Origin of the sequence: Eisenbergiella sp. OF01-20, assembly GCF_003478085.1 — a bacterium.
In the GTDB taxonomy this organism is placed as follows: domain Bacteria; phylum Bacillota; class Clostridia; order Lachnospirales; family Lachnospiraceae; genus Eisenbergiella.
On sequence record NZ_QUES01000055.1, the window covers coordinates 1 to 13,102 of the forward strand.

The following is a 13,102-nucleotide window of genomic DNA, read 5'->3' on the forward strand; positions in this document are numbered from 1 at the left end:
AGCGGAAGCGTCCCCTGGAAGGAACCTTGCAGGGCAGCAGGCCGCACAGGGAAACCGGGGCGGGTGACGCCTACCTTTTTTATCTGCACCCATTCTCCATGGAAAAAAGCACCGGCTTACCGATGCTTTTCCAGATACTTCTTACTTTCTTCTTATTAAATAGATTACGCCTCCGCAATATCCCACTGTCAGGGATAGCAGTGCCGCCGTTCCTGCTGCATATATCTCAATTCCCAGAAGGCTCTCCGCCGCTGCTCCCAGGAGCAGGCCGGCCGTAAGCCAAACTGCGGTATTCAAAAGCAAAATCAGTTTAGGCGGCAATTTGTACAGAAAAGCGAACCGACCTTTATCCATGCCATATGCCCTGTTTTCCATATAAATTCCTCCTTTCCGGTTTAAGCGTAACAAATCCCACACTTTATATCTATCCGGAAATAGAAAATTTTATGTAAAATCAGGGTAAAGTATCGGAACGGTTCATACAAGTCTGAACCGTTCCGATACTTTATAACTTACAGATATTTTTTTAAATCCTCTGCTTTATCCAGTTTTTCCCAGGGCAAATCCAGATCATGACGTCCGAAATGGCCGTAGGCTGCTGTCTGCTTATAGATGGGGCGGCGAAGATCCAACATTTTGATAATGCCGGCCGGCCTTAAATCAAAGTTATCGCGGATGATTTCCACCAGCTTCTCATCGGAAAGCTTCCCGGTTCCGTAGGTATCCACCATGATAGAAGTGGGATGGGCAACGCCGATTGCATAGGACAGCTGGATTTCACACGTATCCGCCAGTCCTGCCGCCACGATATTTTTCGCCACATAACGGGCCGCATATGCTGCCGAACGGTCAACCTTGGTGCAGTCCTTCCCGGAGAAGGCTCCGCCGCCGTGACGGGCATAGCCGCCGTAGGTGTCAACGATAATCTTGCGCCCTGTCAGTCCGCTGTCCCCGTTGGGTCCGCCGATTACAAAACGTCCGGTAGGATTGATGAAAAATTTGGTTTCCCCGTCGATCATTTCCCCGGGCAGAATCGGATCAAACACATACTTTTTAATATCCGCATGGATCTGTTCCTGGGTAACATCCGCATCATGCTGCGTGGAAAGAACCACAGCCTCCAGACGGATAGGCTTATCCTTTTCGTCATACTCCACGGTTACCTGGCTCTTTCCATCCGGTCTCAGGTAAGGAAGCGTTCCGTCCTTACGCACTTTGGTAAGCTGTTTTACCAGCTTATGGGCAAGACTGATGGAATAAGGCATATATTCCTCTGTTTCATTGGTGGCAAAACCGAACATCATGCCCTGATCCCCTGCGCCGATAGCGTCAAGCTGGGCTTCTGTCATTTTATGTTCCGCGGAAACCTTCTCTTCCTGCTTTGCCTCCAGCGCTTTGTCAACGCCCATGGCTATGTCTGCGGACTGTTCGTCCAAAGCTACCATTACTCCGCAGGTATTGGCGTCAAATCCGTATTCGGATTTGGTATAGCCGATTTCCCTTACCGTATCACGTACGATTTTCTGGATATCCACATAGGCCCTGGTGGTGATCTCACCCATTACCAGTACCAGGCCGGTGGTGGTACAGGTTTCACAGGCCACACGGCTCATGGGATCCTGCTCCATCAGCGCGTCAAGCACTGCATCGGAGATGGCATCACACATTTTATCGGGATGTCCTTCCGTTACGGATTCGGATGTAAATAAATGTTTCTCCATGTTTCCTCCTTACCTGTGCTGCAGATATTCCGTATTCTGCCGCACAAAAAAAGTCCGCTCTATAAGCGGACCCGATGTTAATGATAATCAAATCCTCTTATTGTTCGAATTACTCGCTCAGGTTGGCACCTTCCTTTGAGGGGTTGCCGTGGCTTCGCAGGTCCTATGTACCTCCACCACTCTGAATAAGAGATGATACAATATTGAATTTTCTTATCTGTGACTACGTTTCTTACAATACACCATAATCAGCTGTCTGTCAACGGGACAAATTGATAAAATTGTGCAATGCGGATGCCGCAGGGCACAAAGAGCCGCCTGAACGGTTACGATCAAACGACTTTAAAACGGAATTTCTTAATATCCCTTTCGTTATCCACCTTTTCAATCTGTGCGCCAATGCCGCGGAGCTTTTCGGGGAAATTCTCATATCCTCTTTCGATATAAAGGATATCATCCACCGTGGAAACCCCTTCTGCAGCAAGAGCCGCTATCACCAGAGCCGCACCTGCCCTGAGATCGGGTGCGGTAATACTGGCACCTGTATATCTGGTAACGCCGTCAATGATGGCGGAATTTCCTTCCACCTTGATGCTGGCACCCATTCTGGTAAGCTCATCCACATATTTAAAACGGTTTTCAAAAATGCTTTCCGTCACGATGCTTGTCCCCTGGGAAAGCCCCAGCGCAACCGTGATCTGCGGCTGCATGTCCGTAGGGAAACCGGGATAAGGAAGCGTCTTTACGTGAGTATGGTTCAGCGGTCTGGAAGCAACCACCCTTACGGCATCGTCGGATTCTTCTACTTCGCAGCCAATTTCCATAAGCTTGGCGCTGATGGATTCCAGATGCTTCGGGATCACATTTTTAACCGTCACATCCCCCTGCGTTGCCGCAGCCGCAAACATAAAGGTACCCGCTTCTATCTGATCGGGAATGATGGCATATTCGGTTTTATGAAGCTTCTGTACCCCGCGGATACGGATCACATCCGTTCCGGCACCTTTGATATTAGCTCCCATACTGTTCAGGAAGTTGGCAAGATCCACCACATGGGGTTCTTTTGCCGCATTTTCAATAATGGTCATGCCGTCCGCCATAGCAGCTGCCATCATCACGTTGATCGTAGCTCCCACACTCACCACGTCCATATAGACATGGCTTCCCTTAAGATTGGGTGCTTCGGTTATTATCAATCCATGCTCGATCCGCACATCGGCACCCAGCGCCTTAAAGCCCTTGATATGCTGGTCAATGGGACGGCTTCCGATATTGCAGCCTCCGGGAAGCGCCACCTCTGCTTTGTTGTATTTTCCCAAAAGCGCTCCCAGGAGATAATAAGAAGCGCGAATTTTTTTAATAAAATCATCTTCGATAACAAGCTCATGGATATGGGAGGCATTGACCTTTACCGTATGCCTGTCCACACGTTCCACAATTACGCCAATGCTCTGCATCGCCTGCAGAAGGATATTGGTGTCCCTCACATCGGGCATATTTTCTATTAAAACCGTCTCATCGGTCATAACCGATGCAGCCAGTATGGCAAGGGCCGCATTCTTGGCACCGCCTATTTCCACTTCTCCAACAAGCGGATTCCCGCCTTCAACCACATATTGTTCCATATTAACCTCATTATGCATGACGGACTTATGCTGGATATTTCCATGCAGTTCCGGCATACCGATTCCAGGAAACCGGCCTGAAGCCGCTTCGCCAACTCACAAAGCTGCCCCGGCGGTCACTCGCTCACAATTTGTATAACAGTTCAGATAAATCCGGCCTGTTACCATTTTTTACCACTGCAGATATATACTTATACGTACATCGTCCGTTCGAATTTTCTATCGATATGAATTATTATTAACTGTCCAAAATCCTTTATGCAAAACCTGATTAGTAAAATCTGACATACAAATTTTCGATTATTATACCATATATACAAATTTTTTGCCACCTAATAATCCAAATGCGATTATATCACATTTTTTTACTTTGTAAATGGAAAACTTTATATAACTGTTCAGTCCCTTCACCGTTACTGCCAAAATCTATCCCAAATCGCCTTCGGCGATGGATTTCGGCACTGCTGAATCTCTATCTTACGGTCTGCGCAGTAAATGCGCAGGCCTGACTGAATCGTTACAACTTTATAACTATTCAGAAATCCCCCCGCCGGTTTTGCGGCGGGGGGGCTCTGGTTTTTCTCAGTTCAGATATTGAAGCGGATTGACCGCCTGTCCGTTGATACGGATTTCAAAATGCAGATGGGGACCGGTACTGCGGCCGGTATTTCCGCTTAAAGCGATTTTCTGTCCCTGGCTGACCTGCTGGCCTGCGGAAACCAGCACCTTGCTCAGATGCCCATATCGGGTTTCCCTTCCGTCGGCATGCTGGATATAGACCACATATCCGTAGCCGCTTCCCCAGCCGGCCCTTGTAACGGTTCCTCCGGAGGATGCCATAACAGCAGTTCCCACCGGCGTTGCCCAGTCAATTCCCTTATGGTTGGTGGAAGCTCCCTTTGTCGGGGCGTTACGCCCGCCGTAATTGGAGGAAAGACGCCCTCCGGAAATCGGCTTGATATAAGTGGGAGGTACCTTGGTTCCCCGTTTTACAATCTTGGGGACCGCTTCATAATCCACTTCCTCCAGGACGATTTCCTCTCCCACTTCCTCTTCATTTTTATAGGTAATTATGCTGGCTACCCTGCGGTGCCCTGCGGATGGCTCCTGTACCACCTCCTGTTTGGTGGTATACCAGTCATCCACATCCACGTACTGGACCGGCGCGTCATAGCTTTCCTCCGCATACACCAGTTCCTCATGAATGACGGAAAGTTCAGGCTCCGGCACGGTGATGATCAGCTCGTCCCCTACCCGGATGGTGGATTCCGCGCTGTCCAGGGAAGGATTGATGGCGACCAGCCCTTCCACGGTCAATCCGTTATCCAATGCGATCTGGGAAAGCGTATTGCCCGGCTGCACCTCATAGATCTGCTCCTTTTCCTGCTCCTTGGTCACCTGTTCGATGGCCTCATCCAGGCTGGTAATTTCCTCCTCCATAAGGTAGGCTTCCACCACCTCCACCGTATCCGCATAGGCCAGATCCCGCAGCCCGTAATCCAGACTGTCAAAATCCCCGACGATTCCCGGCGCAGCCGCTTCGCATACCTCTTCCAGGAACAATCCCACACCGGCGCTGATTTCCACCTCATCCGGGCTTTTACGCTCCTCCGCCTTACAGATGGAGGTGGTGAGAACGTTCAGCTCACGTACCGGATCCACGACCAAATCAACCACATATTCTCCTGTGGGATCGTATTTTTCAAGACAGGCGTACAGCAGCGCAAGAACCTCATCACTGGTTTTCAGGTTTACGGTATATTCATTAATCTTTACCGTATAAGCATGCTGAAGGGTTTTGCAGATGCTGCTGTTCAATACCTCTTCCATATTGCTGCGGATGGTCTTCTCACTGTCCACTCTTCCCACAACCATACGCCTGCCCTGCAGCTCCAGGTTCGCCGTCATGAATACAAGCTCCTGATTATCCCTGACAAGCACTTCTCTTGCGCTCTGCAGAATGTCCGCCGCCTTTTCCGGCTCGTCCGTGCAGCCTACCAAAATCCCGTTCAGCAGAATATCCGCCACATTGTTTTCCCCGCGTACATACTTACCGAAGGAAGGCACAAAAAGAACAGCGGCTGCTATAACGCAGAACGCCGTTAAAAGGAATGTGGCTCTTAATCTTCTATAATATTTTGTAATACTTTCCATGAATCCCGCTTTTCTTCCCGCAAACTATTTTTTCTTCTTCGCTACACTGTATCCAAATTTTCCTATCGCCTTCCCAAGAGCATAGTACATGCCGTGGGAATAGCATATAGGATCCGCTTTGTCCAGATGAAACCGGTTGTTCTGATCCAGATAGGCCTCGTCCACACTGACGGAAACAACCTCCGCAACAAACATGGTATGGCTGCCCAGCGCCATCGCCTGTCTGACCCTGCATTCCAGATTTACCGGGCTTTCCTTTATCAGAGGCGCCTTCACCACCCGGCCCGGAACCGGTGTCAGGCGGGCCGCCTTCCACTTATCCGTATCCCTTCCGCTTTTCACACCGCACAGATCCGTGGCATACGCCAGCTTCTGTGTGGTGAGATTGATGACGAATTCCCCGGTTTCCTGCAGAAAGGTATAAGAGTACCTGTCCGGCCGCACCGAAATCGATACCATAGGGGGATTGCTGCATACGGTACCCGCCCACGCCACGGTGAGGATATTGCTGTTTCCGGCCTTATCCGCGCAGCTTACCATAACTGCCGGAACCGGGTACAGCATATTACCGGGTTTCCATTCCTGTTTTCCCATTGAGTCCGCCTTGCTCCTTCCTCTCCACTCCGTGCTTTTTCCACAGATATTACGTTCCTTCTATATACCAAGTATTCCCAGAATCTGTAAAATAAACAAGGCAACATTAGCCAGCGTTGCGGCAAGTGTTATGACCAGCATGGGCTTCAGCCCGCGATTGGCCTCCTTCAGCTCCTCCGTCTGCTTCTTGACCTCCTCCACAACGACGGCCTGCACATTCCGGTAAACCTTCACATTCTCCTTATGGGTAAATTCGTCCGTCTGCTTCTGCATTTCCCGCAGGCTCTCCGTCTGTCCCGCAACCAGTTCACGGATTTCCTCCACTCTGTCGGCTGTTTCCACATTCCGGTTGTTCACTTCCTGAATCCTGGAAACACTCTCCTCCGCAAGGGCTTTGATCTGGCTCAGGCTGTCTTCTGTCAGCCCCTCCAGCTGCTGCAGGCTCACCTCCGCCAGATGGGACAGCCTCTGAAGCCCGTCCTCCGCCAGACGGTTCAGGCCGTCTTCCCCGGTTCTGGCTACCCCGGCTATCCCTGCACTCCCGTTTTCCGCCATCTCCTGCAGGCTGCTGCTGCCGTCCGCAGAATACCTGCGCAGGCCTGAAGCACATTCCTCCGCCAGCTTCTGCACGCCATAAAGGCTTTCCTCCGCCAGTTTCTGCATGCCCGCCGCGCTTTCTTCCGTCAGCTTCTGGATCCCCGCCATGCTTTTATCCGTATAACGCTGGATCACATCCAGTGTTTCCACGTTTTTCATATTGGACTTTCTCATTTCCTGAAGGTAACCGTCATATTCCACCAGCTGGTTCCTGAGACGCTTTGCTTCCTGGGCGTCCGGCGTCATGCCGCCTGCGGGGCCTCCCCGGTAAGCCGGGTCTTCTCTATAATTATCCATCTGACTTTTCCTCCTGCGTAAAGCTAAACCTGAACCTGTATGACAAAACAGACATACGCCCGCTATTTTCCCCATTTTAGCATCATTCCCTGCATTTTACAACCGGTTATTCATGCTGGATGCAGATAAAAATCCAACATCTCTCTTTCCGGCATTCATACAGCTTTTTTGTATATTATGCACTATTTTTTATATTGTACATTTTATTTTTTATTATAATTAACTATACATTTACAACTTGTTCATAGTTTATTCATAATTGATTGTTATACTATGTTCATAAGTTCAAGAGAAACAAACGTAACAATCCATTAGCAAACATAGATAAATTTTTTCATAATAGCCCCGGTGCTTTTAGCATCGGGGCACTCCTCATTTTATAAGGGGATAATAAAAAAAGAAGGGACGGAGGCAAAGTTGGTTTTATCCGTTCCTTCTCTTTGTGTATTCTGTGGCAGTGCAGACTTCTACGGTATCCTATTGCCGGCCGCTTTATAAAGGCCATACCATTCTTCTCGTGTCAGCGGTATCCAGGATCCGCTGCAGCCCTCCAACATACGGCTGTCCTTTGTTGTCCCCAAAATCACCTGAATATCGGCAGGGTGTCTGGTCAGCCATGCGACGGCTATTGCCGACGGTGTGACTTCATATTTTTCCGCCAGACGCGTAATCAATCGGTTTAATTCCCCATAATGCTGTATATCCCCGATAAAGGGGCCCTCAAAAAAACCTTTCTGGAATGGCGACCATGCCTGTATCGTAATGTCTTTCAGCCTGCAGTATTCCAATGTCCCGCAGGTTCGATCCACACTTTGGTCAATCTGCATATTAACCGCCATACCGCTGTCAATCAGCGGGGTATGGACGAGACTGAGCTGCAGCTGGTTAACCAGCAGCCTTTCCTCACAGTATTTCTGAAGCAGTTCTATCTGCACGGGATTTTGGTTGGAAACTCCGAAATAACGAACTTTGCCCGCTTTTTTCAGGTATCTGACTGCATCAGCCGTCTCTTCCGGATCCATTAATGTATCCGGCCTGTGGAGAAGAAGAATATCCAGATAATCCGTTCCCAGTCTTTTCAGAATTCCCTCTGCCGCCCCGATAATATATTCTTTTGAAAAATCATAATACCCGTCTCTGATGGAACATTTACTCTGGAGGATTATCTTATCCCTGACGGCGCCTTTGAGATTAATGGCTCTGGAAAAAAGCGATTCACATTCCCCGTTTCCATAAATATCCGCATGATCAAACATATTGATCCCCGCGGCAATGGCTGTTTCAATATGGCGCCGTGCTTCCTTCAGGCTCAGGCTGTTCAGACGCATACAGCCCATAATTATATTGGATACCTCCAGCGGAGTACCATTGATTTTTATGTATTTCATGTACGTATCCTCTTTTCTTATATATGTGCCTCTATACTTCCCGTGCGGCCATGACGGCAGCTCGCAGCCTGTTCACATCAATATCGGCGGGGACTGTGCAGTCCGCCCCTATCATAAGGCCTTTTTTCCCGAAACTGCCGATTATTCTGCGGGTTTCCCCTGCAATATCCTCAGCGCTTCCGTGTATTAATATCCCATGGTTATCCAGTCCGCCAAGTACGGGCTTCCCAAAATATTCCCTTCCCTGTTCCAGGGTAAAATGATCCCTGTGCACATCCCAGTTAAACAGGTCTCCCGGATATTTTTTATATCGTTCGGGTGACGCAGTAAAATTATGCTCTGCTTCTCCGCAGATATGAACAATATTGTATTTTTCTTTCCGGGCATGTACCCTGTTTAAAATCTGCAGATCAGAAGGCATAACCAAAGTCTCCCACTCTTTTTGGGAAAAACGCCCGGGTTCGCTGAACTGCCCGGAATAATACAGGCCATCCGCACCCGCATCCAAAAAGCCTTCCGCCCAATCCTCCAGTGTATCTGCAATTGCTTGGACACCGGCAGATACCGAATCCGGATCTTCCTTGCAGTGCCTCATGAATTTTTCATCGCTGCTGCCGCTGAATACATAGGTAAAGGAGGCTATTTTGAAGGGACTCCACATGGTAGGGAAGATCATGGCATCCCTGCCTGCCTTATCAGCCATCCTCTTAATCAGTTCCTCCATTCTCCGGTAATGGGTGCAGCTCCTGCCGGGAAGTGTGATATGCCTCCAATCAGAAGCTTTCTCAATACGAATTCCCTGCGTAAGGAAATTACCGAAATTATCATCCATCAGCTTGATAATATCCTGATCCGTCTCACGGAAAAGCTTTAAATGGCCTTCCAGATGCTGTTCCACCGTGTAATCCGCCGGATAATGGAACCAAAAGCCGGCCGGCACATAATCGGCTTCCTGATTCATAAATACTGCTTTCATTCGTTCCCGTTTATTCATTTATTTTTTCCCCTTTGTTCATACAATGATCAATTCATGGGTGCTGTGAGTCATATTACGGATTTCATTCTCTCCAATATGAAGCATATCCTCTATGCGTACGCCAAATTCTCCCGGCAGATAAATACCTGGTTCAACGGTCATGATAAGTCCACTGAATACAGGCGTCGTGTCTGTCTGATTAAATCTTGGCCCCCCGGGAACCTGTATTCCAATGGAATGTCCCAATCCATGCATATAATACCTGCCGTATCCCGCTTCTTCTATAACTTCCCGGGCCGCACGGTCAATCTCACAGCAGGGTTTGCCCAACTCTATGGCATCACAGCCCGCTTTCTGTGCCCGGCGGACACAATCATAAATCTCCCGCTTTCTTTCATCTGCATATTCCACTGCAAACATCCGGGTCATATCCGAACCGTATCCGTCAATTGTGGCTCCCACATCCAGCATAACAAAGTCACCGGGACGTATCACCGTTCCATTCGGACGAACATGGGGCATGGATGTATTCACTCCCACACCTGTCACATGGTCAAATGAATCCCTTTGGGAACCGAAATCACGCAGGAGAATCCCAACTATTTTCTGAAGCTGCCAGTCATCCATCCCGGCATGCACATAATTAAGAACCTCTGTAAACATTTTATCAGCTGCATCCTGTGCCTCCTGAACTGCCCGTACCTCTTCTTCTGTCTTCCTGCAATTCTGAAGGTACAGGACATCATCCAGGCGTCCGTCTGCTGTCAGACCGCAGGGAAGTACCCTCTTCAGCTGCTCATATTCCGCCACCGTCATTTGATCCGCCTGTACCGCCACCCTTTTGATACTGTCCCTTTCCTTAATCAACAGCTCTGTAAGCCGGGACAGCAGACATTTACCTTCCACATATATGGCATCCTTTACCTTCCGCGCTTTATCCCTGTAAAAAGGAGAAGCAAACAGCCATACTGCAGTTCTGGATACCAACAGAAAAGAATCGGGTATGGCCTGCCGGGTATAATAACGCCGGATATCATATCCCGTTATAAGAGCCGCGTCAATATCCTCCGGAAGATTCTGCATCAATCGTTCTATTCTCTTATTCATTTCAATACCCCCGCATATCGCGGGTTTACCCGCGATACTGCAACAATAAGTAATTTGAAAGAAACGTTCAAACGTTCCTCCTATCCCTCAGCCAGATACGGACTGCACTCTTTTCCCAATATAGAAGCCGCACCGTTTTCCACAACAGCCATCTCTTCTATTTTCACACTTCCTTTTCCGGGAATCCCCAATCTGGCTCCTAAACAAAGCAGCATCCCATTCTCCGCCGTCTCTTCCGTAGTTTTCGTAATACGAACCCCCTCCTCCACCTCCAGGCCGATTCCGTGCCCATATTCACAGGAGAGCAGGACACCTGGCCCCTTTGCTTCTTCGAAAGCGGAGGCAGCTGTTTCCCCCAGCCGGACACCGCTGCGTAAATTCCTGATCATACAGTCCTTCACTCTCAGTGCCTGTCTGTAAAGCTCTTTTTGTTCCGCGGATGCCTTCCCCACACAGATTGTCCTGCTCATATCCGCCCAATAACCTTCATAAACAGCTGCCAGCCGCAGGGTAAGCAAATCCCCTTCCTGCAGGACTTTTCCGGATAAAATGTGATCCGGCAGGGTAAGACTGTCAAAACAGTTATCCCCGAAGGACAGCGAAAACCCGAAGGAGCCCCTCTGGGATCCTTCCTCCGACGCCAGAATTCCAAGACGCCGCTGTAGTTCATCATCCCTGATCCCCGGGCGGACATATGGGGTAATGCGTCCGAACACCCGGTCCAGAATTTCTTTGGCTTTTACCGCCTTGCCGATTTCATCCTGTGATTTGACGCGCCGCTGCCTGTCTGCCACTTTTTCCAGCCGGGTATCCATAACAAGAAGATCCCCTGTCATTTTCTGATATTCCCGGAACACCTGCAGCGTAATATGCCCGACATCCGTTCCTATGCATGTAAGCTTCTCATGGGTAATCAACTGCTTAAGCTGCTTCTCCAGATCCTCCTGTAAAATAACTTCCGCCCCCCGTATGATCCCTTTCGCCATCTCAATATACCGGAAATCCACAATAAAATAACATTTGCTTCTGGTCACCAGAAGAGTCCCCGCGCTGCTTACCATATTAAGATAATATCTGCGGTGAACAGGCGCCAGCAAAAGCGCACCGTCCATACCTTCCGGCAGGGATTCCATCAGCTTTCTTAATCTGTCTTCCATTAAACTTCTCCTCCTATACCGGATAACTTCCTTGATACAGAACAGGGAGGATGAAGCAATCCGTTCCCTCTTCATCCTCCCACCAAGAGCAGGCTGTTGCTAAACAGGCTGGGTTTCAGCCTGAAATATGGGCATTTGCCCAAACCTCATCCGCATTTTTCAGGAATTTATCCACATCCTTATCCATCAGAAGGCCCTGGAAAGCTTCCGTGTCACTGAATCTGGAATCATAATAGGCTTTCCATTCCCTTACCTTTCCTTCTTTGATTTTATCCAGCATAGGAAGACTTCCTTCGCTTCCGTACTGTACACCGTCTATTGCGGACGGCGCTCCTTCCGTATCAGACCATTTCTGTGCAACTTCAGGACGGGAAAGAAATTCTATCCACTTAAGCCCGGCTTCCTGTTCCTGAGGAGATGCTTTTCCGGATACACAGAAACAGGCATCCACACCAGCATACACAAGGCCGGATTCCTCCGTCAGCCCCGGAATGGGGAATACACCCAGATTCAGATCCGGATTAGCCACCAAAAAGGTGCCCCGTCCATAGGATCCATAAATCATCATGGCGGCTTTTCCATTGGCGAAATTCTCCATAGCCTGCGTCTGCGGAATTCCGAATACATCATCATTACAATAATCCATGATCTGAATTGCTTTTTCCGCAAATGTCCGGTAATCAGGATTGTCAGAAGGCTTCTTTTCCGGATCCTGGGCACATTCCGCAAGCCATAAAGCACCGTCCGGGAACAGGGCTGCCATAGCACCGCCACGGTAATGTCCTGCCATCCCCGTATCCTTATAGCTTTCCTCCAGAGGCTGTACTCCTGCATCTTTCAGTTTTTGGCACAACTCCATAAAGGCATCCCAGGTTTCCGGAATTTCCAGGTTTTGCTCTTCAAAGATATCCATATTATAGAAAACACCCATAAAGTTCTGGCTGTACGGCATGGCATATACCTTACCATCCTCGGATTTCACCGCTTCCAGAAGAGAAGGAATCGCATTCTTTATAAAAGGCTGATCTGTAAGATCCATACAGTATCCGGCTTCAGCACTTTCAAAAAACGCCTGAGATGTGGGCTTTCCATGGAATACAACAGGGACATCCCCTGCTGCCATACGGGCTGTCAAAACCTTGTCACTGTCAGGAACGGTATTGATTTCCACGACAATATTCGGATATTCTTTATGGAATTCCTCCGCAGCATTCCGATAAGCCTGCTGCGCCGCTTCTTCCTGCTTCTGGTTGAAAAATTCAATTGTGATAGCTTCCCCCGTGCCTTCTCCTTCTTCCTCTGCCGTAACCGAAACGGCCTGGGTCGATGCTCCAGCACTTTCCTGTCCGGCCTGGGTACTTCCGGTATCCGCATTATCTCCTCCGCATCCGGCGAGTATCCCTGCCGTCATACAGCATGTCAAAAAAACAGCCAACCGTTTTCTCTTCATTTGTAACCTCCTCCTAATTTTCGCTTGTAAAAGCCT

11 protein-coding genes and 1 riboswitch are annotated in these 13,102 nt (G+C 49.0%); all 11 genes read right to left on the reverse strand.

The window, feature by feature from the left end; genetic code table 11:
• Positions 1-141 precede the first annotated feature (141 nt).
• Positions 142-375, reverse strand: coding sequence for a hypothetical protein (locus tag DXA36_RS30720; RefSeq protein ID WP_118683118.1), 234 nt, complete (start codon positions 373-375; stop codon positions 142-144).
• Between the two features lie 137 nt (positions 376-512).
• Entirely contained in the window at positions 513-1,721 is a 1,209-nt protein-coding gene (gene metK / locus DXA36_RS30725) for a methionine adenosyltransferase (RefSeq protein WP_118683120.1), read from the reverse strand.
• Positions 1,722-1,815: 94 nt separating this feature from the next.
• Positions 1,816-1,913, reverse strand: a riboswitch (SAM riboswitch).
• 140 nt (positions 1,914-2,053) lie between these two features.
• The gene (locus tag DXA36_RS30730) at positions 2,054-3,346 is read right to left on the reverse strand and encodes a UDP-N-acetylglucosamine 1-carboxyvinyltransferase (RefSeq protein WP_118683176.1); all 1,293 of its coding nucleotides are present in this window, start codon (positions 3,344-3,346) and stop codon (positions 2,054-2,056) included.
• 582 nt (positions 3,347-3,928) lie between these two features.
• Positions 3,929-5,500 carry a M23 family metallopeptidase gene (locus tag DXA36_RS30735; protein ID WP_118683122.1) on the reverse strand — a complete coding sequence of 524 codons (1,572 nt, stop codon included), beginning with the start codon at positions 5,498-5,500 and terminating at the stop codon, positions 3,929-3,931.
• Positions 5,501-5,524: 24 nt separating this feature from the next.
• Positions 5,525-6,094 carry a flavin reductase family protein gene (locus tag DXA36_RS30740; RefSeq protein WP_118683124.1) on the reverse strand — a complete coding sequence of 190 codons (570 nt, stop codon included), beginning with the start codon at positions 6,092-6,094 and terminating at the stop codon, positions 5,525-5,527.
• Between the two features lie 60 nt (positions 6,095-6,154).
• Positions 6,155-6,988 carry a hypothetical protein gene (locus DXA36_RS30745; RefSeq protein ID WP_118683126.1) on the reverse strand — a complete coding sequence of 278 codons (834 nt, stop codon included), beginning with the start codon at positions 6,986-6,988 and terminating at the stop codon, positions 6,155-6,157.
• A gap of 467 nt (positions 6,989-7,455) precedes the next feature.
• Complete coding sequence (locus tag DXA36_RS30750; protein ID WP_118683128.1) at positions 7,456-8,376, reverse strand: aldo/keto reductase; 921 nt, start codon at positions 8,374-8,376, stop codon at positions 7,456-7,458.
• Positions 8,377-8,407: 31 nt separating this feature from the next.
• Positions 8,408-9,370, reverse strand: a complete 963-nt coding sequence (locus DXA36_RS30755; protein ID WP_118683130.1) for a uroporphyrinogen decarboxylase family protein — start codon at positions 9,368-9,370, stop codon at positions 8,408-8,410.
• 18 nt (positions 9,371-9,388) lie between these two features.
• Positions 9,389-10,459, reverse strand: a complete 1,071-nt coding sequence (locus DXA36_RS30760) for a M24 family metallopeptidase (RefSeq protein WP_118683132.1) — start codon at positions 10,457-10,459, stop codon at positions 9,389-9,391.
• Between the two features lie 80 nt (positions 10,460-10,539).
• Positions 10,540-11,616, reverse strand: coding sequence for a M24 family metallopeptidase (locus DXA36_RS30765; protein ID WP_182479338.1), 1,077 nt, complete (start codon positions 11,614-11,616; stop codon positions 10,540-10,542).
• A 115-nt stretch (positions 11,617-11,731) separates the two neighbouring features.
• Positions 11,732-13,066: an ABC transporter substrate-binding protein gene (locus DXA36_RS30770; protein WP_118683136.1), complete on the reverse strand. Its 1,335-nt coding sequence runs from the start codon at positions 13,064-13,066 to the stop codon at positions 11,732-11,734.
• Between the last annotated feature and the right edge of the window lie 36 nt (positions 13,067-13,102).